Source organism: Streptomyces sp. NPDC020379, from assembly GCF_044387105.1.
GTDB lineage: Bacteria > Actinomycetota > Actinomycetes > Streptomycetales > Streptomycetaceae > Streptomyces.
Genome location: NZ_JBIRVR010000030.1, coordinates 1 through 22,632 on the forward strand (window position 1 = coordinate 1; position 22,632 = coordinate 22,632).

General features: G+C 72.3%; 20 protein-coding genes. 7 read left to right on the top strand and 13 right to left on the bottom strand.

Annotated features, from left to right (window positions below; translation table 11 throughout):
• Positions 1–92: 92 nt before the first annotated feature.
• The 5 genes from ACH427_RS29025 to ACH427_RS29045 all read right to left on the bottom strand — a co-directional run bounded on the left by ACH427_RS29025 (position 93) and on the right by ACH427_RS29045 (position 3,848).
• A complete protein-coding gene (locus ACH427_RS29025; RefSeq protein WP_398874177.1) occupies positions 93–1,676 on the bottom strand; it encodes a DUF927 domain-containing protein in 1,584 nt (527 codons plus the stop codon).
• Entirely contained in the window at positions 1,677–1,823 is a 147-nt protein-coding gene (locus tag ACH427_RS29030; protein WP_398874179.1) for a hypothetical protein, read from the bottom strand.
• Positions 1,820–2,923 carry a bifunctional DNA primase/polymerase gene (locus tag ACH427_RS29035; protein WP_398874181.1) on the bottom strand — a complete coding sequence of 368 codons (1,104 nt, stop codon included), beginning with the start codon at positions 2,921–2,923 and terminating at the stop codon, positions 1,820–1,822. Before ACH427_RS29035 ends, ACH427_RS29030 begins: the two co-directional genes overlap by 4 nt.
• A gap of 86 nt (positions 2,924–3,009) precedes the next feature.
• Complete coding sequence (locus ACH427_RS29040) at positions 3,010–3,600, bottom strand: hypothetical protein (protein WP_398874183.1); 591 nt, start codon at positions 3,598–3,600, stop codon at positions 3,010–3,012.
• Positions 3,597–3,848 (bottom strand): hypothetical protein, encoded by a 252-nt coding sequence (locus tag ACH427_RS29045; protein ID WP_398874185.1) that lies wholly within the window; start codon positions 3,846–3,848, stop codon positions 3,597–3,599. Before ACH427_RS29045 ends, ACH427_RS29040 begins: the two co-directional genes overlap by 4 nt.
• Before the next feature lie 895 nt (positions 3,849–4,743).
• Between ACH427_RS29045 and ACH427_RS29050 the strand changes: the two genes are divergently transcribed.
• Positions 4,744–5,850 (top strand): tyrosine-type recombinase/integrase, encoded by a 1,107-nt coding sequence (locus ACH427_RS29050; RefSeq protein ID WP_398874187.1) that lies wholly within the window; start codon positions 4,744–4,746, stop codon positions 5,848–5,850.
• Positions 5,851–5,901: 51 nt separating this feature from the next.
• On the opposite strand, the gene ACH427_RS29055 is transcribed toward ACH427_RS29050, so the two are convergent.
• Complete coding sequence (locus ACH427_RS29055; protein WP_398874189.1) at positions 5,902–6,354, bottom strand: DUF4442 domain-containing protein; 453 nt, start codon at positions 6,352–6,354, stop codon at positions 5,902–5,904.
• An 83-nt stretch (positions 6,355–6,437) separates the two neighbouring features.
• Between ACH427_RS29055 and ACH427_RS29060 the strand changes: the two genes are divergently transcribed.
• Positions 6,438–7,484, top strand: a complete 1,047-nt coding sequence (locus tag ACH427_RS29060; protein WP_398874190.1) for a hypothetical protein — start codon at positions 6,438–6,440, stop codon at positions 7,482–7,484.
• A gap of 24 nt (positions 7,485–7,508) precedes the next feature.
• Here ACH427_RS29060 and ACH427_RS29065 read toward each other — a convergent pair whose 3' ends face one another.
• Positions 7,509–8,354 carry a spermidine synthase gene (locus tag ACH427_RS29065; RefSeq protein ID WP_398874192.1) on the bottom strand — a complete coding sequence of 282 codons (846 nt, stop codon included), beginning with the start codon at positions 8,352–8,354 and terminating at the stop codon, positions 7,509–7,511.
• A gap of 50 nt (positions 8,355–8,404) precedes the next feature.
• Positions 8,405–9,529 (bottom strand): GTP-binding protein, encoded by a 1,125-nt coding sequence (locus tag ACH427_RS29070; protein ID WP_398874194.1) that lies wholly within the window; start codon positions 9,527–9,529, stop codon positions 8,405–8,407.
• A gap of 418 nt (positions 9,530–9,947) precedes the next feature.
• Here ACH427_RS29070 and ACH427_RS29075 point away from each other — a divergent pair, with 418 nt between their 5' ends.
• On the top strand, positions 9,948–10,658 hold the full coding sequence (locus ACH427_RS29075) for a TVP38/TMEM64 family protein (RefSeq protein ID WP_398874196.1): 711 nt from the start codon (positions 9,948–9,950) through the stop codon (positions 10,656–10,658).
• A 65-nt stretch (positions 10,659–10,723) separates the two neighbouring features.
• Here ACH427_RS29075 and ACH427_RS29080 read toward each other — a convergent pair whose 3' ends face one another.
• Positions 10,724–11,527 (bottom strand): DUF4097 family beta strand repeat-containing protein, encoded by an 804-nt coding sequence (locus ACH427_RS29080; protein ID WP_398874198.1) that lies wholly within the window; start codon positions 11,525–11,527, stop codon positions 10,724–10,726.
• A 128-nt stretch (positions 11,528–11,655) separates the two neighbouring features.
• Here ACH427_RS29080 and ACH427_RS29085 point away from each other — a divergent pair, with 128 nt between their 5' ends.
• The 3 genes from ACH427_RS29085 to ACH427_RS29095 all read left to right on the top strand — a co-directional run bounded on the left by ACH427_RS29085 (position 11,656) and on the right by ACH427_RS29095 (position 13,653).
• Positions 11,656–11,979, top strand: coding sequence for a nuclear transport factor 2 family protein (locus tag ACH427_RS29085; RefSeq protein ID WP_398874200.1), 324 nt, complete (start codon positions 11,656–11,658; stop codon positions 11,977–11,979).
• A complete protein-coding gene (locus ACH427_RS29090) occupies positions 11,976–12,533 on the top strand; it encodes a hypothetical protein (RefSeq protein ID WP_398874202.1) in 558 nt (185 codons plus the stop codon). Before ACH427_RS29085 ends, ACH427_RS29090 begins: the two co-directional genes overlap by 4 nt.
• A 61-nt stretch (positions 12,534–12,594) precedes the next feature.
• Positions 12,595–13,653, top strand: a complete 1,059-nt coding sequence (locus ACH427_RS29095; RefSeq protein WP_398874204.1) for a 3-hydroxyisobutyryl-CoA hydrolase — start codon at positions 12,595–12,597, stop codon at positions 13,651–13,653.
• Between the two features lie 149 nt (positions 13,654–13,802).
• On the opposite strand, the gene meaB is transcribed toward ACH427_RS29095, so the two are convergent.
• The 4 genes from meaB to ACH427_RS29115 form a co-directional block, all read right to left on the bottom strand.
• Entirely contained in the window at positions 13,803–14,795 is a 993-nt protein-coding gene (meaB, locus tag ACH427_RS29100; RefSeq protein WP_398874206.1) for a methylmalonyl Co-A mutase-associated GTPase MeaB, read from the bottom strand.
• A 4-nt stretch (positions 14,796–14,799) separates the two neighbouring features.
• On the bottom strand, positions 14,800–17,001 hold the full coding sequence (gene scpA / locus ACH427_RS29105; protein ID WP_398874208.1) for a methylmalonyl-CoA mutase: 2,202 nt from the start codon (positions 16,999–17,001) through the stop codon (positions 14,800–14,802).
• Positions 17,001–18,887, bottom strand: a complete 1,887-nt coding sequence (gene mutA, locus ACH427_RS29110) for a methylmalonyl-CoA mutase small subunit (protein WP_398874210.1) — start codon at positions 18,885–18,887, stop codon at positions 17,001–17,003. The genes scpA and mutA overlap by 1 nt, the downstream gene beginning before the upstream one ends.
• Positions 18,888–19,004: 117 nt before the next feature.
• Positions 19,005–21,107 carry a SpoIIE family protein phosphatase gene (locus ACH427_RS29115; protein ID WP_398874211.1) on the bottom strand — a complete coding sequence of 701 codons (2,103 nt, stop codon included), beginning with the start codon at positions 21,105–21,107 and terminating at the stop codon, positions 19,005–19,007.
• Positions 21,108–21,175: 68 nt separating this feature from the next.
• On the opposite strand from ACH427_RS29115, the gene ACH427_RS29120 reads away from it, so the two are divergent.
• On the top strand, positions 21,176–22,603 hold the full coding sequence (locus tag ACH427_RS29120) for a lipase maturation factor family protein (protein ID WP_398874213.1): 1,428 nt from the start codon (positions 21,176–21,178) through the stop codon (positions 22,601–22,603).
• Positions 22,604–22,632: the final 29 nt, after the last annotated feature.

Below are 22,632 nucleotides of genomic sequence, written 5' to 3' on the forward strand. Positions count from 1 at the left end.
AAGCGTGCACGTCCATGGGTATGGGGCAGGCCCCCGCCTCCAACCCGCCAACTACGACGCCGATATGTGTACACCGAAAGAGGAATCGAGCACTAGGTAGCCGACCGCCGCCCAGTCGTCGGCACCGCCGCCAGGCTGTACCCGGCGTCCTCCAGGACCCTCCGCAGCCGCTCCGGGGGAATCGCTACCCGCCCCTCGGAAGTGATCCGTCCGAGCCACCCCTGGTACGGGGCCCGTTGATCGACAGTGAACGGGCGCCACAGCTCGGCGTGGTGAGCGGCCACGTAGGCGCGGACGATCTCCATAGCCATCTCGGGCCGGTCGTCCATCCCCACCGCCCCGCCGGAGGTGAACAGCCCCGCCCACACCTCGGTCTTCATCGGCCCGAAGGGCACGATGCCCCACTTGGCGGCAAGCTCGTCGGCCAGGGCAAGGACGGCCGCCATCGGCGCCCGCCGCCCCGTCATGTCCGAGCCGCCCAGGAACCGGTCCGTCAGCTCCTGGTGACGCTTCAGCAGCGCCTCCCGGCCCCCCGGCGAATGAAGGAGCCCGACGAGCTCTTCGGCGAACGCCGCCCCCGCGTGGCCGTGGTGAGCGCAGACGCTCTCCCGTACGGCCTGGGCTCTGTCCCGGTCGGGGAACGGTGGCCCAGTCAGGCACAGGACGCGGGCGGAGGCCCCCTGGTGGGTGGTGAACGCGAGCGCAGGCTGCTCCCCAGAGGAGAGCACGACGGTATGCCAGGGCAGCATGGACGGCCAGCCGCCCCCGCGCGCCTTCCCGCAGTTCTTGGGGACCTGGTAGAGCACGTCGTCGACCATCTTCACGGCGTCGACCGTCATCGTCTCGTCGAGCACCACGGGCAGCCCGGAGACGAGGTTCAGCCTCTTCTCGATGGCGATCAGGGAGGTGCGCCACGAGGCGATGGCGTCGGCCTGCTCGGATGGGTCCGCCCACACCGACAGCGCCGCCATCAACGCGATGGTCTTGCCCCGGGTGGAGCGGCACGAGACGTCCACCGTGAAGGAATCCAGGCCCAGCGGCTTGAGCAACGGCGCGGCGAACGAGGCGGCCAGGCACGCGTGCGGCGTCGGCAACTCTGCGATGACGGTGATCGCCTGCCGCCACCCGGCCACGGTCCCGGACCGGCGGTGGGCGCGCAGCGGAGGCAGTTGCTCCTTGTAGACCGGCTCGACGGTGCGCTCGCCGCCCGGGGCGGCAGCGAACGTGCCGTCGGGCTGCCAGCCGAGCTGACGGGCGATCCACTCACGCGGGATGACCTCGCGGTTGACGGCCTCGAACTCGGCCAGCCACTTCTCCACCAGCCGGGCATCGCTCTCCACGCAGGGAAGGCCAGCGTCGCCGAGCTGCTTCACCAGCTCCTTGCCGCGCCGGGCGACGCTCTTGGAGACCGTGCGCCGCACCACACCGCGGTGATGGTCCGTCCAGGCCAGCTCCACCGACTGCTCGCCGTAGGGGTCCTCGAAGATCCGTGTGATCACGAGCGCGGCGTGCGCGACGCGGACCCAGGCCGGCTGGTCCCGTACGAACCGGACCGCGTCGACGCCGTCGCGGAGGATGCGGTAGTTCTCCGGCACCACCGCGGCCTCGGGCAAGCCGAACAGCGTGGACAGCATGTCGTTCTCGCGCAGCGGCCCGTCGTCGAGACCGTCGGTCACCTACTGCACCATCTCCACGATGTGCGGCACCAGAGGCGACTGCGCGTCCGGGTCCGTGGTCAGCCTCGGGCCGTCGCCCCAATCGAAGCCGTCGGCCCCGAAGTCCATGGTGGCAACGTCCGCCTCAGCACGCTCGTCATCACTCATGATCTGTCCCTCGTCCGTGCCGTGCGCGGATCGCGGGGCACGAACGGCTCCCGCTTCCCCGCCTCGATCCCCCCGGCGATGGTCTTCTGCGCCTTCGCCTCGTGCCGGGAGATGCCCCGCTGCTCACCGGCCTCCGTGATGAGAGCGACCGCGTCGCTCTCGCTCATCAACCCGACCCCGACCAGCCGCCCCAGGGACCGGCCCGCGACCCACAGCGACCGGTTCCGCTCTCCGTCGGCCGCGTTCGCCACGGCCGTGAGCGCGTTCGTCACCACCGTCTCCACCAGCCCCCGGCCACCGGAGACGGACCGGGGAGCGGGAAGAAGAGAAGGGGCACGTGGAGGCGGGGGCCAATGCCCGGTGCGCCTCAGCTCGGCGGCCAGCCACGTGGGCAGCGCAGCGGGCTCCTTGACGTCGCCCTGGGCGAGGTAGCACCCCGCGCGGACGACGGTGCCGGGCACGGGGACGTGGGAGTCACCGGCCCGAACGTCAACGGCCCATGCCAAGGCCCCGTTCGATTGCCGCCACAAGGAGCCCGGATCCACCGCGTAGTAGAGGTGCAGGCCCGCGCGCGGTGTCAGCACCGCCAGCGTGGGCGGCTCCACCATCGGCAAAGGTTGATGGTTGACCTCGGCGAGGACGGCCAGGGTGTCCCATCCGGACACCAGCGTTCGCGGGGCACAGCCCTCGGGGAGGCGCCGGCCGGGGAGGAAGGCCGCCGGGGCCTCGGGGCGGTTGCCACCGTGAGCGTCCACGTCGATCACCACCAGGTGGGACCGGCCGGTGTGAAGGCCCACGTTCGCCCGCGGCTCCGTCCGCCACCACCCGGTGATGATCTCCGCGTTGGTGGTGGCGGCCAGTACTCCGTGGCACCAGCGCCCCTCAGCGTGGCAGGGGCAGGAGTGGCCGGCGTGCCGCTCGTAGGCCGGGTTCGGGACCGTGCCGCCCGGCAGGAACGGCGAACACCTCTCGCACCCCCGCAGCGGTAGCTTCCCCTGGGGCTGCATCGGGAAGACGGCCCAGCCGCGCCGGGCGCACCACAGCGCCGAAGTCAGCTGCGGCGAGCCGCGGGCTCCGGGCGCGGATCGTGCGGTACTCATAGATCAACCTTTCTGGCGTGACGCCCGGTCACGACGCCCCGGGTGACCTCACCAAAGCTCCCAGGGCGCAGCGCTGTCGACGGCGGTCAGAAGGCGGGCGACTCGCCGCCGTCGGCAACCATGGGCAAGCCCGTCTCTGGGCCGAACGCTGGATCGCCGGGAAGATCGAAGGCGCGTCCTTCATGTTTGGCCGTCCGCTCGAAGGCCCCGGCGCCCGGGACGGGGCCCGGGGTCTTCGGCGGGGAGTACCGCGCGGCGAACAAGGACTTCTGGCCGGTCTTGGTGACGCAGGTCAGCTCCAGCACGCCGCCGGTCTCCAGGCCCTTGACGTCGGCCGTGCTCACGGCCTTGTAGATGGCGCCGCGCAGCGTCGCTACGTCCTGGGGCTTCGAGGGCGTCTTGACCCACACGATCCAGCGGGCGGCGTCCTCGCCCTGGCCCTCACTCAGCAGCAGCCGCCACTTGCGCTTCGGTTTGCCGGTGTCCAGGTACAGCGGAGCGCCGGTCCTGAAGTCGCAGTTGTGGAAGACCTTGATGTCGCGAACCTCGCCGCACACGGTACGGCCGGGCTCCCACTCGACGGTCGTCGGCTCACCGACGCCGCTGAGGAACGCAGCCTGGTCCTCAAGGTCGGGTGTGTAGGCGGGCATCGGCTCGGAGGAGTGCACCGGGTTCATGCTGTCTCCCCGCGCTCGGCGCTGACGGGGAGAGTGGCTGCGGCGATGACTTGCTGGGGGGAGGCGCCGAGCAGGGAGGCCAGCGGTACGACTAGCACGAAGCTGCTGTTGCCGAGCTGGACGGATGGCAGGTCACCGGACTTGATGGCTTCCCGGACGCGGTACTCGGTTACCCCCAGGACCCGCGAGATGTCGGGATGCGCGGGAAGCATGAGCGGCCGCCCAACGACAGTGTCTACCTCGATCATCATTCTCACCCTGATCTTTTACAGAACCCAGATTCCCGAGAAATTGCCCTGAATCCCCGCTGTTACCCCCATACTGCGACACTCATCGGTAATTCAAACCAACCAGTCGCGAAGTCGCGCGTGTTGCGTCGCATCACAGCAAAAGGCGCGAATTGAAAAGAAATTGATCACTACGTAGGCAGAATTCAGGCACACAACGGACGGAATGCTGGAATCGGCCAAGCCCAGACATGTACATATGACGCACGTCACACACGGGTGTTGGCGTCGAGGCCCGTCTCAGGTGACGCCGCATGGTTTCCTCGTCCGCCCCTGGACGCCCCCGACCATCCCTCGCGGATTACTTGAAGGGATCTTCCATGTAGGACACCACCCGGGAGAGCTGGCTAAAGCCCGTCGAAGCCGCCACCTATCTCGGCGACGACATGACTGCCAGAGCGCCTGCGGCTGACTGGCCAGGGGCCGAAGTATCTGCGCCTCACCAATAGTCCGCGCGGCCCGGTGCGTTACCGACGCCAAGATCTAGATGCATGGGAGGAGTCACGCTTGGTCGACCCCGCCGCACATCGGATGGTTCCGCGTCGCGCAAGATCGATGAAGTGATCAGACGGAGATCGGATTCCGACCAGGGCCGATCCGCGCGACGACACAGGAGGTCAAGAACGGAATGGCGGGAAGATCGGCACAGGTCTACGACCTGTGGCACAAGTCTCGTCCGGCGCCGGGCGAGAAGACGTGCGAGCACTCCAAGAGCAGTCAACAACTGGTGCCCTCGCGCCTCCACGGCCAAGGGAAGCGCTATCAGGTGCGGTATCGGAACCTTGACGGGGAGCAGCGCAAGGAGAACTTCGCGACGCGGACCGGCAAGGGTGGCGCGGACGAGCGCCGGCAGGAGGTGGAGGAGCTGCTGCGGCGCCGCGTCTACGTGGACCAGCGGGCCGGCGAGGTCACGCTGGAGGCGTACGCCGTGGAGACGTGGATGCCGTCGCTGGACGTCGACGCGGGCACGTTCACCGCGTACGAGCGGTACCTGCGGCTGCACATCCTGCCGAAGCTCGGGCGCAAGGCGATCAGCCAGATCACGGCCTCGGACGTGAAGCGGCTGCGGGCCGGGCTCGACGGGAGCGGCCAGTCGAAGGAGGCGATCATGGCCACCATGGCGACGCTGATGCAGGCCGCCATGGACGACAATCTCCGCAACGACAACCCCTGCCACGCGCGGTCGGTGACGCGGCCGAAGCAACTGCCGCCCCGCGCCATCAAGGCGTGGACGCCTGAGCGGGTGCAGGCGGTGATCCGTGCGCTGCCGAACCGTTTTCAGCGCCTCGGCAAGATGACGGCCGGGTGCGGCCACCGGCCCAACGAGGTTATTGCCGTAAGTCCGGTGGACATGGACCGGGAGCGGCAGGAGTTGATCGTTCAGCGTCAGCTCAAGTGGGTGCGGGGGCACGGTTGGTGTTTCGCGCTGCCGAAGGGCCGGAAGGTCCGACGGACGCCGATGCCGATGTCGGTGGAGAACGAGCTCGACGCGCAGATGCGCGAGTACCCGACGGTGAAGGTGACCCTGCCGTACTACGACCGCCGGGATAAGCCTGCCGAGCGGTTCCGGCCGATGACGGTGGAGTTGATTTTCTCCCGCGAGGCCAAGGGGGAGATCAAGTTCATCAACCCGAAGCGGTTCAACGAATGGGAATGGAAACGCGCTCTGGTGGACGCGGGTGTAATCCCGGCTCCAGCGCGGGAGAAGCGCGGCGAGTATCAGGCGGCCCGTGACGACGGCCCGGTCGCCCTGCGGCATTTCTTCGCGACCGCCCAGATCGACGCCGGCGAATCCGTCGTGGATGTCGCCGCGTGGATGGGGCACGCGAACCCGTTGGTCACCTTCCGCCGGTATGTCCGTGGCCGCGTCGGAGCGGGGGATCGCGGCCGGGCCGCCACGGACATCTTGCTGGCGGGTGTCATCACCGCCGCCAAAGCGGTGTGGAATCGGAAAGCGGTGTGACCTCGATGTGCCCTGCGGAAGCCGCAGATCGGCGCCATCCCAGGTCAGAGGCTATGAATTGGGCCGAAGGGTCCACCAAATTGACATCTCGCCCGTCACCGCGCCGTCCTCGCGCGTGATCGCGATGTGGACGGGGAACTCCGGGCGCTCGCCCGCGTCCAGCTGCGCGACGACCTCGGCCGCCGGGCGGCCCAGCTCGGCGGTGGCGGTGACGGGGCCCTTGGCGAGCTTCTTGTAGCCGATCTCGGCGCGCACGGCCAGCGGCACGGCGCGGGAGAGCTGATCGCCGAAGGCGGCGATGACGATGGCGCCGCTCGCGGACTCGGCGAGGGTGAACATCGCACCGGCGTGCGGGCCGCCTACGTGGTTGTGGTAGTCGGGCTGGTCGGGCAGGCGGACGACGGCGCGCTTCGGGGTGGCCTCCTCGAAGACGAGGTTGAGCGTACGAGCCATGGGCACCGTGGCCAGGAGCATGTCGCCGATCGAGGGCTGGGTCTCAGACATACCGCAGAAGTTACCAGTCAGTAGGAATGGCGGGAAGGGGCTCCCGTCAGCCGGGCCGCGGTATGCCTCTATGGTTATCGGCCATGTGGCCAGGACAGCAGCCGCCCGGGGGCGAGCAGAACCCGCAGGACCAGAATCCGTACCAGCAGCCGGGGTACCCGACGCAGCCCAACCCCTACCAGCAGCCGGGGTACGCGCAGCAGCCCGGCCCCGGGCAGCCGAATCCCTACCAGCAGCCCGGTCCCGCCGGTCCGCCCCCGCCGCCCGGCCCGCCCGGTCCGGCCATGGGGCAGCCCGCGCAGACCGTGCCGCAGTGGACCGGTCCGGCCGGGCCCGGCGGGCCGAAGCCGCCGCGGGACACGAGCAAGCGCACCACGATCATCGCGATCACGGCGGCGGTGGCCGTGGTCGCCGCCGCCGTGATCACGGGCGTCGTCGTCATGAAGGGCGACGACAAGAAGACCGAGGCGGAGAACGGCCCCTCGCCGGCGTCCTCCTCCGCCGCGCCGTCCTCGCCCGCGCCGTCCTCGGACGCGCCCCTGGACAATCCGCGCGGCGGTGACGCCGAGGTCAAGCCGGTGATCGACGGCTGGAAGGTGGTCTCCAGCAGCAAGCGGCACCTCGCCTTCGACGTCCCCGCCGAGTGGTCCGTCGACAGCCCCGGCATGTCCGTCGGCTTCGCGGACGACAAGGGCAAGCCTCTGATCACCATGAGCTCCCCCGCCTACTACAAGCAGGGGTCGTGCGGGAAGAACTCGCAGAAGGCCGCCGCCGGCTCCAAGGGCGCGCAGGGTGCCAAGAGCGAGGAGAGCGCCGCCAAGATCGAGGCCGAGAACTGGCTGATCGCGGGCTACGACCAGAAGCAGACGGGCAAGCTCGACAGCACCGACGCCAAGCCCTTCAAGAGCGACCACGGCATCACCGGCTACGCGGCCTCCGCCACGGTGACCGGGGTGAAGAAGACCGACAAGTGCTCCTCCGACGGCAAGTCCTTCACGGTGACCTACAAGGACACCAATGGCGACCTGGCGACGTGGGTGCTCTACGCGGACAAGGGTGTCGACGGCGAGCTGCCCGACGACACCGTCAAGAAGATCATGACCTCGCTGCGCCCGCTCAAGAGCTCCTGAGCCACGCCCCCCGGAGCGGCGCGCTCAGCCCACGCTGAACGTGCCGCCCGGCGGCTCCGGCGACCGCACCGCGTCCGCGTCGGTCACGACGGCCGCCCCGGCCGCGAACCGCGCCAGCTCCTCCCCGTGCGCCACCCGTGCCGGGAAGGCGTCGGCGGCGGCCCGGCGTACGAGGGCCGCCACCGGGAGCTCGCCGTGCGAGGCCACGAGCACGGCGTTGCCGAAGCGCCTCCCCCGCAGCACCGAGGGCTCCACCATCAGGCACAGGTGCGCGAAGGCCGCGCCGAAGGTCGCCACTTGGGAGCGGAGGAAGGCGAAGGGGGCACCGTCGGCGAGGTTGGCGGCGTAGCGGCCGTCGCGGCGCAGCACCCGGGCGGCCGAGCGCGCGAACTCCACCGAGGTGAGGTGGGCCGGCACCCGCGAGCCGCCGAAGACGTCGGCGACGATCACGTCGGCGGAGGCGTCGGCCGCCGCCTCCAGTTCCGTACGGGCGTCGCCGGCGCGCACGTCGATGCCGGAGTCCGCGCGCAGCGGGAGGTGTTCGGCGACCAGGGCGAGGAGGCCGCGGTCGGCCTCGACGACGCGCTGCCGGGAGCCGGGCCGGGTGGCCGCGACATAGCGGGGCAGGGTGAGGGCTCCGCCGCCGAGGTGCAGCACGTCCAGCGCGCGGCCGGGCTCCGCGGCGGAGTCCAGGACGTGGGCGACGCGCTGGGCGTACTCGAATTCGAGGTGCGTCGGGTCGTCCAGGTCCACGTACGACTGCGGGGCGCCGTCGACGGTGAGCAGCCAGGCTCTTGGGCTGTCGATGTCGGGCAGCAGCTTGGCGGTGCCGCAGTCGACGTCCTGGGTCACGGGTATGGGTTCGTCCACTCCCCCATTGTGCGGCGCGGGAGGGCCGGTTCCGGACGGAACGGCCCCGGTCACACCACCTCCCCCACGCCGATCGTGCGGCCGGCTTCGCGCAGGGTCAGCGGAACGCCCCGTTCGAGGGGGGCGGCGCGGTCCAGGGTGACCGTGAGCGTGAGCGGGTGGCCGGGGAGCGCCGGCCCGTGCGGCCCGAGGTCGACCGTCCCGGGTACGTCGGCCGTACGGAAGTGGAGTTGCGCCCGGCAGCCGGTGGCGAGCGGCCGGGCGCGGCCGCCCTCCGCCGCCGGCAGCAGTCGCACGCGGGCGCGGAAGCGGCGCCCGGTCAGGACGCTTCCGGGCGCGCCGACGACATCGCCGCGGTGCACCTCGTGGCGCTCCACCCCCCGCAGGAGCAGCGCGACGCTGTCCCCGGTCCGCGCGCCCGCCATGGGTTCGCCGAAGGTCTCCAGGCCGGTCACCTGGGTGCGGCGGGGACCGCCGGGCCGCCCGACGACCTCGACGGCCGCGCCGGGGCGGACGGTGCCGCGCTCGATCGCCCCGGCGACGGCGGTGCCCCGCCCGGTGAGGGTGAACACCCGCTCCACGGGGAGCAGGAGGGGCCCGTCCGTGCGGCGCTCCGGTGTGGGCAGATAGGTGTCGACGGCGTCGAGCAGCGCCTCGATCGTGCCCGTCCAGCGGGGATCGCCGTCCAGGGCGCGCAGCGCGGAGACGCGGACGAGGGGTGTGCGGGCTCCGTCGTAGCCGTGCGCGGTGAGGAGCGCGCGGGTGTCCAGCTCGACGAGTTCGGTGAGCTCCGGCCCGCCGGCGTCCGCCTTGCTGAGGGCGACGACCAGGTGCCGTACGCCGGACTGGCGGGCGAGCAGGAGGTGCTCGGCGGTCCGCGCCCCGATGCCGTCGAGCGCGGAGACGACGAGGATCGCCCCGTCGAGGCCGGCCGTCGCGGCGATCAGGTGCTTGACGCGGTCGGCGCCGCCGGGCAGGTCGGCGTGGGCGTAGTGGCGGGTGCCGGTCTCGAAGGCGACGTGGGGGACGGGCGCGGCACCGGGGCGGCCGGGGGCCGGGCGGGTGCCGAGGAGCCGGGTGATGGCGGCGGTGAGCGTGGTCTTGCCATGGCCGGTGTGTCCCATGGTCGCGATGTTCAGGTGCGGCTTGGTGCGCACGTATGCCTGCTTGGGCATGGTTCCTTTCCCCGGGTGCTGTGGTGCGGTGCCTTCGCGCGGACCCCGGGGGCCGGGCCGACCCTTCCCTTCGGGGTCCGTGGAGCGATCCGGGAAGAGTCAGCGTCGCCTGTGGCCGTGGTGGTGCGGGCCCATGGCCCGGCGGGGGTCGGCGGCAGCCCCCGGCGCGCCCGCGGCGGCGGGCGTCGGCAGAGGGTGGGCAAGCCGGCACACGCTGTCGATGCTCGCGCACGGGGTGCGGGGCGTCGAATGGTTTTCCCTCGCAAGGGCGTTGGCGCTCCGCGCGGCCGCTCGAAATGCCCGGTTCGCGGCGGGCGCGGTGTCCGACGGGCGAACAGGGGACGACCGAATGTGCGCGTTCCGTACCGTCTCACCGTGATCACAGCGGCTTTACGGGCGCGTCGGTTAGGCTCCAGCGATGCTCGAATCCGCCGCGCCCTCCCCCGGTCCCGCAGGGCGCCGCGCCCGTGCGCCGCTGTCCCCTTGGTTCCGGCTGGGGCTGCTCGCCCTGCTGCTCGCCGCTGCCGCGGCGGCCGTGCTGGCGTTCCGGCCGGAGCGGCTGCTCGCCGACGGCTGGCCGCCGCACATGTCCGGCGGCGCGGCCGTGGTGCTGTTCGCCGGCGCGTACGGGCTGTGCACGGCGTCGTTCGTGCCGCGCCCGATCCTCAACCTCGCGGCGGGCGCGCTCTTCGGCGGTCCCCTCGGCACGGCGGTCGCCGTGGTGGGCACGGTGCTGGGGTCGGGGCTCTCCTTCGGGCTGGGGCGGCTGCTGGGGCAGGACGCGCTGCGGCCGCTGCTGCGCGGCCGCTGGCTGACGGCGGCGGACCGGCAGCTGAGCCGGCACGGCTTCCGGTCGATGATGGCGATCCGCCTGTTCCCCGGCGTCCCGTTCGCCGCCGCCAACTACTGCGCGTCGGTCTCCCGGATGGGCTGGGCGCCGTTCCTGCTGGCGACCGGGCTCGGCAGCCTGCCGAACACGGCCGCGTACGTGGTCGCGGGCAGCCACGCCTCCTCGCCGACGTCACCGGCGTTCCTCGCCGCCACGGCGTTCATCGCGATCACGGGGCTCGCGGCGGTGATCGTGGCGTGGCGCAGGAAGGGGCAGGCGCTGCGGGCGTCGCGTCCGTAGGGCGTCCGCTGTGCGCAGCGCCTGCCGGCCCGGCCGCCGGTCCGTACGCGGCGCCTGCCGGGCCGTCAGCTCTCGTCGATCTTCACATTGCCCGAGCTGGTGCGGACGGAGAGCTTCGCGTCGGCGGACTCCTCCTTGCGCACCCCCACGTCGCTGCTGCCGGAGCTGGTGCCGGTCTCGACGTGGTACGTGCCGTGGGGCACGGTCAGTTCGACGTCCCCGGAGGTGGTGCGGGCGGCCACCGAGGCGGGGCGCCTGGCGAAGGACAGGTGTACCGGGCCCGAGGAGGCGGTCACGGTGGCCGTGGGGCCGGACAGTTCGCTCCCGGTGATCCGGCCGGAGCGGGTCCGCGCGGCGAGTGGTCCGGTCAGGGCGGCGACGGTCACCTCGCCCGAGCTGGTGCCGATGTCCGCGCCGGCCAGGCCGTGCACCGTGACCGGGCCGCTGCTGGTGCCGAGTCTGGCGTGGGCGGTGGCGGGCACGGTCAGCTCGTAGTCGACGAAGCAGTTGTCGCCGCAGCCGCTGTGGAAGGCCAGCACGCCCGCCGAGAGCTCGTGGGCGGGCGTGGGTTTCGTGGGGCCTCCGTAGTGGAGGGTGCGGTGGACGGTGACGCCGGGGCCCGTGCCGGGCGTGATCTCGATGGCCCCTCTGCGGTTGCCGAGGATCTCGACGGCCGTCACGGGCCCCGTGACAAAGACGTCCTCGGTCGCCGTCTTCCTCGCGCTGTCCTCGAAGCCGCACCCGGCCAGCAGGAGAGCCGTGGCCGTGGCGAGGGCCGCGAGCCCCGGACCCCGCCGCCTTCCCCGCGCCCCGCGGTCCACGGCCACCGGACGGGCTCGGCGCGGGAGGCGGGGGAACGTCTGAGGCATGGGGTGATTCCTTGGGTGCGGAGGCGGCGGACAGCTACGCGGACGGGGGAACACAACGGGCGGCCGGGGCCCGGCAGTGCTGTCCTGGACACGCCCACACATCAGGTGTACACGCGAGGAGCAGACCCGTGATCCCCACCGACGACCTCTCCGATCCTGCCGTACGTGCCCTGGTGAACGCCATCAACGCCAACGACGCCGCCGCCTTCCGGGCCGCGCTGGCCCCCGGGGCGACGATGTCGGACGACGGCTCGGACCGGGATCTCACCCAGTGGGCGGACAAGGAGATCTTCTCTTCGCACGGGCACCTGGACGTGGAGTCCGAGTCGGACGGCGGGCGCTCGCTCGTCGCGAACTACCGCAACGACACCTGGGGCGCGATGCGTACGCGGTGGCACTTCACCGTCGACGGCGGCGGCAAGGTCAGCCGCTTCGAGACCGGCCAGGCGTGACGCGCCGTCGGCCCTGGCCGGCGCGGACGCGGGCGCTGGCCGCCGCTGCCGCGCTGGCCCTCCTGACCGCCTGCGGGGGCGGCGGGGGCAAGTCGGCCGGGCACACGGTGTCCCCGTCGGGAGCGGCCTCGTCGGTGGGCGGCACCCGGGTGGTGGCGTTCGAGGACACCTACGCGTACGACGACGGCCTGAAGGTCAAGGTGACCAGGCCGACGGCGTTCAAGCCGAGCGTCACCTCGCTCGGCCACCGGCCGGAGAACTCCCCCATCACGTTCATGGTGACGCTCACGAACGGCACCAAGCAGACGTTCCAGGTGACCGGACTGCTGGTCAACGTGACGGCCGGGGAGGGCGCCGACCGGGCCGAGCAGATCTTCGACACCGCGCGCGGTGTGGGCACGCCCTTGACCGGGCCCCTGGCTGCCGGGAAGTCCGCCACGGCCACCTTCGCCTTCGACGTACCGCCCGCGAACACCGGCAGGGTCGACATCGAGGTCCGCCCGGACTTCGGCGAGAAGTACAACAGCGTCCACTGGGTCGGCCCGGTCCGCTGAGCGCGCGGAGGGTGACCGATCTCGCGTCCGCCGGCCGCCCCTCTCCTGCGAGAGTGGGACGATGACGAGCACTGACGACGACGCCGTACTCCTGCGCCGCGACGGCCGGGCGGGCCGCATCACCCTCAACCGCCCCCGCGCCATCAACGCCCTCACCCATGACATGGTGCGCCGCGTCGACGCCGCGCTCACCGCCTGGGAGCACGACGACGCGGTGGCCACCGTCGTGATCGACGGCGCCGGTGAGCGGGGGCTGTGCGCGGGCGGGGACATCCGGTTCATCCACGACGACGCCCGCGCCGGCGGCGGTGCGGCCGCGACCCGGGCGTTCTGGCGGGACGAATACCGGCTCAACTCCCGTATCGCCGCCTACCCCAAGCCCTATGTCGCCCTCATGGACGGTCTGGTGATGGGCGGCGGCGTCGGCGTCTCGGCGCACGGCGGCGTACGGATCGTCACCGAGCGGTCGGCGATCGCCATGCCGGAGACGGGCATCGGCTTCGCCCCCGACATCGGCGGCACCTATCTCCTCTCCCGGGCGCCCGGCGAGCTGGGCACGCACCTGGCCCTGACCACGGCCCGGCTCGACGCGGGCGACGCCCTGCGCGCCGGGTTCGCCGACCACTTCGTCCCGCGGGCCCGGCTGGCGGACTTCGCCGCGGCCCTGGCCGACACGGACCCGGCCGCGGCCGTGCGCGCCCACGCCGCGCCCGCCCCGCCCGGCGCGCTGGCCCCGCATCAGCGGTGGATCGACCACTGCTACGCCGCCGACTCCGTCGAGGAGATCCTCGCCCGCCTGCACGACTCCGGCGTCCCCGAGGCGAAGGAGGCCGCCGAGGCGATCGCCACGAAGTCACCCACGGCCCTGAAGGTCACCCTCGCCGCGCTACGCAGGGCCCGGCGCCTGGCGACGCTCGACGAGGTGCTGGACCAGGAGTACCGGGTGTCGTGCGCGTCGCTCTCCGACCCGGACCTGGTGGAGGGCATCCGCGCCCAGGTGGTGGACAAGGACCGCCGCCCGCGGTGGGTACCGGCGTCGCCGGCGGACGTCTCCGCGGAGGCGGTGGCACGGCACTTCGAGGGTTTGGGCGCGGACGAACTGGGCCTGGCCGCGCGGTAGATCACCCACCGGAGACAGAACCGGAGCCGCGCCCCGTCAGGGGCGCGGGGGAACGGCGCGACAAGCCCCCACCGAGCCCGCGGCCGCGCGCAGCGGCAAGAGGCACTCCGGTGGGCGGAACCGGAGGTCCGGGGCGAAGCCCCCGGACGTCACCCCGGCGGCACCCGGAACGCCGAAAGCAACCGCTCCGCCGCCGTACTGGCGGGAAGCGTGCCGTCGCGGACCGCGGCCTCCAGGGAGGGAGCCAGCCGCCGCACGTCCGCGTGGGAGCGCAGCTCCGTCAGCAGCTGTTCGCGGACCATCGTCCAGACCCAGTCCACCTGTTGGTCACGGCGGCGCGCCGCCAGTTCGCCCGTCGCGTCGAGGACCCGCCGGTGCTGTTCCAGCCGCTCCCAGAGCGTGTCGAGGCCCGAGCCCTCGCGCGCGCTGCACGTGAGGACCGGGGGGTTCCAGGCCGCGTCGGGTGCCCGCAACAGCCTCAGCGCACCGGCCAGTTCACGCGCGGCGGACTTCGCGTCGCGCTCGTGCGGGCCGTCCGCCTTGTTGACGGCGATGACGTCGGCGAGTTCGAGGACGCCCTTCTTGATGCCCTGGAGCTGGTCGCCGGTGCGGGCGAGGGTGAGCATGAGGAAGGTGTCGACCATGTCGGAGACGGCCGTCTCCGACTGGCCGACGCCGACGGTCTCGACGAGCACCACGTCGTAGCCCGCGGCCTCCATCACCACGATGGTCTCGCGGGTGGCGCGGGCCACCCCGCCGAGGGTCCCGGCGGTGGGCGAGGGCCGGACGAAGGCGGCGGGGTCGACGGCGAGCCGCTCCATCCGGGTCTTGTCGCCGAGGATGCTGCCGCCGGTCCGGCTGGAGGAGGGGTCGACGGCGAGCACGGCGACCTTGTGGCCGAGCCCGGTCAGCATGGTGCCGAGGGCGTCGATGAAGGTCGACTTGCCGACACCGGGCACGCCCGTGATGCCGATGCGCCGGGCCGTGCCCACGCGCGGCAGCAGCTCGGTCAGCATCCGCTGGGCGGCCTCCCGGTGGTCGGCGCGGGTCGACTCCACGAGCGTGATGGCGCGGGCGACGGTCGCCCGCTTGCCGTCGAGCACACCCTTGACGTACGCGTCCACATCAATGCCGCGTGCCATGGGCTCACAGCTCGTGGCCGAGGACCCCGGCGAGGGTCTTCAGCAGGTCGTGGGCGGCGTCGGGGATGACGGTGCCGGGCGGGAAGACTGCGGCGGCGCCCATCTCCCGCAGTGGCTGGACGTCCTGCGGCGGGATGACGCCACCGACGACGATCATGATGTCCTCCCGGCCCTGCTCGGCCAGTTGCTCGCGGAGGGCGGGCACGAGCGTGAGGTGGCCCGCGGCGAGCGAGGAGACGCCGACGATGTGCACGTCGGCCTCCACCGCCTGCCGGGCGACCTCCTCGGGCGTCTGGAAGAGCGGGCCGACGTCGACGTCGAAGCCGAGGTCGGCGAAGGCGGTGGCGATGACCTTCTGGCCGCGGTCATGGCCGTCCTGGCCCATCTTGGCCACCAGGATGCGCGGGCGCCGGCCGTCCTCCCGCTCGAACGCCTCGACCAGCGCGCGGGTGCGCTCGACCCCGGACGACTGCCCTGCCTCTTCGCGGTACACACCGGAGATCGTACGGATCTGCCCGGCGTGCCGTCCGTAGACCTTCTCCAGGGCGTCGGAGATCTCGCCGACGGTCGCCTTGGCGCGGGCGGCCTTCACGGCCAGGGCCAGCAGATTGCCCTCCAGGCCCGCGCCGGGGCCGGAGCCGGCCGCCGCGGTCAGGGCGCGCAGGGCGTCCTGACAGGCGGCCTCGTCGCGTTCGGCGCGCAGCCGCCGCAGCTTCTCGATCTGCTGGGCGCGCACGGAGGAGTTGTCGACCTTGAGGACGTCGATCTGCTCGTCGCTGTCGACGCGGTACTTGTTGACGCCGATCACCGGCTGCCGGCCGGAGTCGATGCGGGCCTGGGTGCGGGCGGCGGCCTCCTCGACGCGCAGCTTGGGGATGCCCGCGTCGATGGCCTGGGCCATGCCGCCCGCGGCCTCGACCTCCTCGATGTGCTGCCAGGCGCGGCGCGCGAGGTCGTGGGTGAGCTTCTCGACGTACGCGCTGCCGCCCCAGGGGTCGATGACCCGGCAGGTGCCGGACTCCTGCTGGAGGAGGAGCTGGGTGTTGCGGGCGATGCGGGCGGAGAAGTCGGTGGGCAGGGCCAGGGCCTCGTCGAGGGCGTTGGTGTGCAGGGACTGGGTGTGCCCCTGGGTGGCCGCCATGGCCTCGACGCAGGTCCGCGCGACGTTGTTGAAGACGTCCTGCGCGGTCAGCGACCAGCCCGAGGTCTGCGAATGGGTGCGCAGTGAGAGCGACTTGGCGTTCTGCGGCTCGAAGCGCTTGACGAGCCTGGCCCACAGCAGCCGGGCCGCGCGGAGCTTGGCGATCTCCATGAAGAAGTTCATGCCGATCGCCCAGAAGAAGGACAGGCGCGGCGCGAAGGCGTCGACGTCGAGCCCGGCGTCGATGCCCGCCTTCAGATACTCCCCGCCGTCGGCGAGGGTGTAGGCGAGTTCGAGGTCGGCCGTCGCCCCGGCTTCCTGGATGTGGTAGCCGGAGATGGAGATGGAGTTGTAGCGCGGCATCTTCCGCGAGGTGTACGAGAAGATGTCGGAGATGATCCGCATGGAGGGCCGGGGCGGATAGATGTAGGTGTTGCGGACCATGAACTCCTTGAGGATGTCGTTCTGGATGGTCCCGGCCAGCTTCTCGGGCGGTACGCCCTGTTCCTCGGCGGCGACGATGTAGAGGGCGAGGACCGGCAGCACCGCGCCGTTCATCGTCATCGACACGCTCATCCGGTCCAGCGGGATGCCGTCGAAGAGCTGCCGCATGTCGTAGATGGAGTCGATGGCGACGCCCGCCATGCCGACGTCGCCGGTCACGCGCGGATGGTCGCTGTCGTAGCCGCGGTGGGTGGGCAGGTCGAAGGCGACGGAGAGGCCCTTCTGACCGGCCGCCAGATTGCGGCGGTAGAAGGCGTTGGACTCCTCGGCCGTGGAGAAGCCCGCGTACTGCCGGATGGTCCACGGCTGGTTGACGTACATCGTGGGGTACGGCCCGCGGAGGTAGGGCGCGATGCCGGGGTACGTGCCCAGGAAGTCCACTCCGCGCAGGTCGTCCGCGGTGTAGAGCGGCTTGACGCCGATGCCCTCGGGGGTCTCCCAGACGAGGTCCTCGGGGCTGTGGCCGGTGCTCTCCTTGAGGGCGGCCCGCCAGGGCCCGGGGTCGGCGGGGGCGCCGTCGGCGGGCCCCAGGTCGATGCCGGTGAAGTCGGGGATGGGCATCACGCCACTCCCATGCGGTCGAGGACGGAGGTGAGGACGGTGACGGCGTCGCCGCCCGCGAAGACGAACTCGTCGACTCCGGCCCGTCGGTAGGTATCCCGCTGTGCGGCGTCCGGGCGGCCGGCGAGGAACACCCGTGCCGCGCCCGCCTCCTTGAGCGCGGTGGCGACGGCTTCGGCCTGGTCGGCGTAGAGCTTGTCGCTGGAGCAGAGGCAGGCCACGCGGGCGCCGCTGCGGGCGAAGGCTTCGGCGGCGGTGTCCGCGTCGACGGCCACCGGGTCGTGGACGGGCTCGATGCCGCCCGCCTGGAAGAGGTTGGCGGCGAACGTGGCCCGGCCGGTGTGCGCGGCGGCGGGTCCGAGGGCGGCGAGGAAGACGCGGGGCCGGGTGCCGGTCGCGGCCAGGTGGGCGTCGGAGCGGGCGCGCAGCGCTTCGTACGCCTCGTCGCGGCGGACCGTGGGCAGGCCGCCGCCGGGGGCGGCGGGCGCGGGCTCCCGGGGCACCGGCTGCTCGCCGAGGCTGGGGAACTCGCTGACGCCGGTGATGGGTTCGCGGCGGGTGGCGAGGTCCTCGCCGCGCTGCCGCCAGGTGTCGGCGAGGCGTTCGGCGATCAGCCCGGAGCGCAGCGCGGCGGCCTGGCCGCCGGCCCGCTCGATCTCCTGGAACCAGGCCCAGGCGGCGTGGGCGAGTTCGTCGGTGAGCCGTTCCACGTACCAGGAGCCGCCCGCGGGGTCGATGACCCGGGCCAGGTGCGACTCCTCCAGGAGGATGGAGGAGGTGTTGCGGGCGATGCGGCGGGCGAAGGCGTCGGGCAGGCCGAGGGCGGCGTCGAAGGGCAGGACGGTGACGGCGTCCGCGCCACCCACTCCGGCGCCGAGGCAGGCGATGGTGGTGCGCAGCATGTTCACCCACGGGTCGCGGCGGGTCATCATGACCGACGAGGTGACGGCGTGCTGGCGCTGCGCGGCGCCCGCGGTGGTGGCTCCGCTGACCTCGGCGACGCGGGCCCACAGACGGCGGGCGGCGCGGAACTTGGCGATGGTGAGGAACTGGTCGGCGGTGGCCGCGTAGCGGAACTCCAGCTGGGCGCACGCCTGGTCGACGCCGAGTCCGCGGTCGGTGAGCGCGCGGAGGTAGGCGACGCCGGTGGCGAGGGAGGCGCCCAGTTCCTGGGCGGCCGAGCCGCCGGCGTCGTGGTGGGGCAGGGCGTCGACGGTGAGGGCGCGCAGGCCGGGGCGGTCGCGCAGGCAGCGGGCCGCGAGGTCGGCGGCCACCGCGAGTCCCTCGGACGGGTCGGCGTCCGTGCCGGTGCGGGCGAGGGTGCCGAGCGGGTCGGCGCCGAGGTTGCCGGTGGCCGTGCGCTGGACGCCGTGCTCGTCGTGCAGGCGCAGCAGTTCGCCGGCGGCCGCCTCGGTGTCGGGTCCGGCGTCGAGGACGACGGGGGCGAGGTCGAGGTAGACGCCTTCGAGGGCGGTGGCGATGCCGCTGACGGGCAGGCCGTGGGCGCCGGCGGTCAGCCAGAGGGAGGTGACCCCGTTCTCCAGGTCGGCGAGCACGGCCTCGTTGGCGCGCCGGGGGTCGGGGTGGGCGTGGCGCTGCCGGACGTCCCAGCCGGAGACGGCCGTTCCCTCCGCGCGTCCGCCGCGGACGAACGGGGGAAAACCGGGGTAACCGGGTGCGCCGGCCGCGTCCTCCGCGGTGTAGAGGGGACGGGTGGCGAGCCCGTCCTGGAGCGGGGTGGTCAGCGCGCCTTCGGCGGCCGAGCCGGATGCATCCGATGTGCCCGCTTTACGCAGCACGCCTTCCACGAGGCGCTGCCATTGCTCGCGGGTGGAGTCCGGGAACTCGGCGGCCAGGGGGAAGCCTTCGTCTGGCAGGACCGTCATGGGGGAAGGCTAGGGGAGCACCCGCGTCCGGCAGCAGCCCATACGGCTGTGACCTTGACCTCTTCGCTTCCGCGGAACGTACGGCGGATTGACCGCCCGCTGGGCCGCCCCGTGCGCTCAGCCGTCGTCCCCCTCCCGCTCCCCCTTCCCTTCCGGCAGGATGAATTCGCACCAGACCGACTTGCCGGTGCCGCGCGACTCCACGCCCCAGACGTCCGTGAGCCGGTCGACCAGCAGCAGGCCGCGCCCGGAGACGCCCGACTCCCCCGGCTCGCGCCGCCTCGGCAGGGCGCTGGATTTGTCCTCGACCTCGACCCGTACCCGGCGTTCGGGTCCCGAGAGCATGCGGATGGTGACCACGGCGGGGCCGTCGGTGTGCAGCAGGGCGTTGGTGACCAGCTCGTCGGCGACCAGCTCGATCTCGTCGGAGCGCTCCCGGGCGCCCCAGGACCGCACGGCCGCGCGGATCATGTGCCGGGCGGCCTGGAGCGCTTCGGGGTCGGCGGGTGCGATGTGCTGCTGGAGGCGGCTGCCGCTGCGGGTGGTGGCGCCGTGGCGGCGCAGGAGGAGTACGGCCGTGTCGTCCTCGCCGACGCGTTCCTCGACGATGTCGCAGAGGCGGTCGGCGAGCTCGTGGAGGTCGTAGGGGCCCTCACGGACGATGTCGGAGAGCAGCCGCATGCCTTCGTCGAGGTCGGAGCCGGGCTGTTCGACGAGGCCGTCGGTGAAGAGCAACAGGGTCTCGCCGGGCTCGAGTTCGACGGTTGTCACGGGGTAGTCGAGGCGGCCGAACTCGGCGGAGAGGCCGAGCGGCAGCCCGCCGGCGACGGGGAGTCTGCGGCAGGTGCCGTCGTTGTGCCGCAGCAGCGGGTCGATGTGCCCGGCGCGGACGAGCTGGACGAGGCCGGTGGAAAGGTCAGCCTCGGCGTAGGCGCAGGTGGCGAAGCGGTCGGTGTCGAGCTCATGAAGGAAGGTGGAGGCGCGGGCCATGATCGTGGCGGGGGCGTGGCCCTCGGAGGCGTACGCGCGCAGGACGATGCGCAGCTGGCCCATGACGGCGGCGGCGTGGGTGTCGTGGCCCTGGACGTCGCCGATGACGGCGCCGACCCGGCCGCCGGGCAGCGGGACGGCGTCGTACCAGTCGCCGCCGATGTCCCGGCCCATCCGCGCGGAGCGGTAGCGCACGGCGATCTGCGCGCCGGGGATCTCGGGGATGCGCCGGGGCAGCATGGACTGCTGCAGTCCCTCGGCGAGGTCGTGCTCCTGGTCGAAGAGCATGGCGCGGGCCAGGCTCTGGGCGAGGCTGCTGCCGAGGGCGATGAAGAGGTTGCGTTCCTGGCGGGTGAAGCCGCGTCCCTCGCGGTAGAGGAGGCCGAGGGCGCCGATGGGGCGGGCCTGGGCGATCAGCGGGAGGTAGGCGGCGGAGCAGATGCCGATGTCCTCGATGTTCTCCCAGAGCCAGGGGTAGTGCTCGGCGAACTCCTCGGGGGATTCGATGAAGCGGGGCGAGAGGGTGCGGATGACCTCGCTCATGGGGAAGTTGTCGTCGATCCGGGTGTAGCGGGTCCCGGGGATGTAGTGCTCCTCCGGCCCCTCGGCGACCATGTGGATGCGCCCGGACTCCAGCAGGCCGAGGACGAGGAGGTCGGCGCCGAGGTGCCGCACGGCGTGGGAGTCCTTGAAGAAGTCGATGACGTCCTGGACGGTCCGCGCGTGCGCGAGGGCGGCGGTGGTGGTCTCGACGACGCTGGTCTGGTCGCGGTGCTCCTGCCGCGGCTCGTGCGGCTCACCGGCGTGCCGGAGCTCCTCGGTGGCGTCGCGGACGATCCCGATGATGCGGCGAGGGCGGCCGGCGCCGTCGCGCAGGATCCGGCCCTGGGTGTAGGTCCAGCGCAGGCTGCCGTCGTCGTCGCGTACGCGGTAGTAGGTGCCGTACGTCTCGCTGCCGTCCTTCATGGCCCGGGCGACGAGGCTGTCGAGCCGGGCGGCGTCGGCCCTGGGCACGTGACCGGCGAGGCCGGAGATCCGGCCGTCGAATTCCTCCGGGGGGAGGTTGAGGAGGCCGAGCGCCACGGTGTCCAGGTGCAGCCGGCTGCTGTCGAGGTCCCAGTCGAAGCTGCCGACGCGGTTGAGGGCAAGGCCCACTTCCGGGCGAGCGGGCCATTCGTCCGGCAGCGAAGCGTCCGGGACGGCGGCGGACGTCGCTCCCCGATCAACCATAGGGCTACTCTGACACCTTTTGCCTCTTTCTTCGATGTGACTGTGCGCTTCGGTGGTACGGATACGCCATGGAGTGGTTCACGGCCTCGGGGTACTGGCTGAGCAGGCTGGTCCTCCAACGCGCGCTCGCCGCGGTCTACCTGGTCGCCTTCCTGGCGGCCCTCCTCCAGTTCCGCGCGCTCATCGGTGAGCGGGGCATGCTGCCGGTGCCACGCTTCACCCGGAGAGTGCCCTTCCGGCGCTCCCCCGGGGTCTTCCACCTCCACTACTCGGACCGTTTCTTCGCGGGGTGGACGACCTTCGGTGCGCTGCTGTCGGCGGCGGTCGTGGCGGGCGGCGCGGACGCGGTGCCGCTGTGGGCGGCGATGCTGATGTGGGCGGCGCTGTGGGCGATGTATCTGTCGGTCGTCAACGTGGGCCAGACCTGGTACGGCTTCGGGTGGGAGTCACTGCTGCTGGAGGCGGGGTTCCTCGCGGTCTTCCTCGGCAACGCGCGCACGGACCCGCCCGTGCTCGTGCTGTGGCTGATGCGCTGGCTGCTGTTCCGCGTCGAGTTCGGCGCGGGACTGATCAAGATGCGCGGGGACAGCTGCTGGCGGGATCTGACGTGCCTCTGCTACCACCACGAGACCCAGCCGATGCCCGGCCCGCTGAGCTGGTACTTCCACCGCCTGCCGCGGCCGCTGCACCGGGTCGAGACCGGCGCCAACCACGTGGCCCAGCTCGTCGTCCCGCTCGCCCTCTTCACCCCGCAGCCCGCCGCGAGCGTCGCGGCGGGCGTGATCATCTGCACCCAGCTCTGGCTGGTCGTCTCCGGCAACTTCGCCTGGCTCAACTGGCTGACCATCGTGCTGGCCTTCTCCGCGGTCGACGGCGCGGCCCTGGCGGACCTCTTCGCCGTCCCCCGGCACGCGCCCCTCGCCGGGCCGCCGCTGTGGTTCGAGGTCCTGGTCCTCGCCGCGACGGCCCTGGTGGCGGTGCTGAGCTGGTGGCCGGCCCGCAACATGCTCTCGCACCACCAGCGGATGAACATGTCCTTCAACGCCCTGCACCTGGTCAACACCTACGGCGCGTTCGGCAGCGTCAACCGCCGCCGCCACGAGGTCGTCGTCGAGGGCACCGACGAGGAGCGGATCACCCGGGACACAAAGTGGCGGGAGTACGGCTTCAAGGGCAAGCCCGGCGATCCCCGGCGGCTGCCGCGCCAGTTCGCGCCGTACCACCTGCGGCTCGACTGGATGATGTGGTTCGCCGGGATCTCCCCCGCGTACGCCGAGCCGTGGTTCGGCCCCTTCGTGGAACGCCTGCTGGTCAACGACCCGGACACGCTGCGCCTGCTGCGGCACAACCCCTTCCCCGGCACGCCGCCCACGCATGTGCGCGCCCGGGTCTACCTCTACCGTTTCACCACCCGGCGGGAGCGGCGGGAGACCGGCGCCTGGTGGCACCGGACTCTCGAACACGAATTCCTGCCGCCGGTGGCCCTGCGCCGCTGACGCCCCGCCCTGCCGCGCACCGCCCGCGC

Coding starts and splice junctions, on each gene's coding strand:
- ACH427_RS29030 (WP_398874179.1), bottom strand. CDS start 1,823: ATGAGTGATGACGAGCGTGCTGAGGCGGACGTTGCCACCATGGACTTC.
- ACH427_RS29035 (WP_398874181.1), bottom strand. CDS start 2,923: ATGAGTACCGCACGATCCGCGCCCGGAGCCCGCGGCTCGCCGCAGCTG.
- ACH427_RS29040 (WP_398874183.1), bottom strand. CDS start 3,600: ATGAACCCGGTGCACTCCTCCGAGCCGATGCCCGCCTACACACCCGAC.
- ACH427_RS29045 (WP_398874185.1), bottom strand. CDS start 3,848: ATGATCGAGGTAGACACTGTCGTTGGGCGGCCGCTCATGCTTCCCGCG.
- ACH427_RS29055 (WP_398874189.1), bottom strand. CDS start 6,354: ATGTCTGAGACCCAGCCCTCGATCGGCGACATGCTCCTGGCCACGGTG.
- ACH427_RS29060 (WP_398874190.1), top strand. CDS start 6,438: ATGTGGCCAGGACAGCAGCCGCCCGGGGGCGAGCAGAACCCGCAGGAC.
- ACH427_RS29070 (WP_398874194.1), bottom strand. CDS start 9,529: ATGCCCAAGCAGGCATACGTGCGCACCAAGCCGCACCTGAACATCGCG.
- ACH427_RS29075 (WP_398874196.1), top strand. CDS start 9,948: ATGCTCGAATCCGCCGCGCCCTCCCCCGGTCCCGCAGGGCGCCGCGCC.
- ACH427_RS29080 (WP_398874198.1), bottom strand. CDS start 11,527: ATGCCTCAGACGTTCCCCCGCCTCCCGCGCCGAGCCCGTCCGGTGGCC.
- ACH427_RS29095 (WP_398874204.1), top strand. CDS start 12,595: ATGACGAGCACTGACGACGACGCCGTACTCCTGCGCCGCGACGGCCGG.
- meaB (WP_398874206.1), bottom strand. CDS start 14,795: ATGGCACGCGGCATTGATGTGGACGCGTACGTCAAGGGTGTGCTCGAC.
- scpA (WP_398874208.1), bottom strand. CDS start 17,001: ATGCCCATCCCCGACTTCACCGGCATCGACCTGGGGCCCGCCGACGGC.
- mutA (WP_398874210.1), bottom strand. CDS start 18,887: ATGACGGTCCTGCCAGACGAAGGCTTCCCCCTGGCCGCCGAGTTCCCG.
- ACH427_RS29115 (WP_398874211.1), bottom strand. CDS start 21,107: ATGGTTGATCGGGGAGCGACGTCCGCCGCCGTCCCGGACGCTTCGCTG.
- ACH427_RS29120 (WP_398874213.1), top strand. CDS start 21,176: ATGGAGTGGTTCACGGCCTCGGGGTACTGGCTGAGCAGGCTGGTCCTC.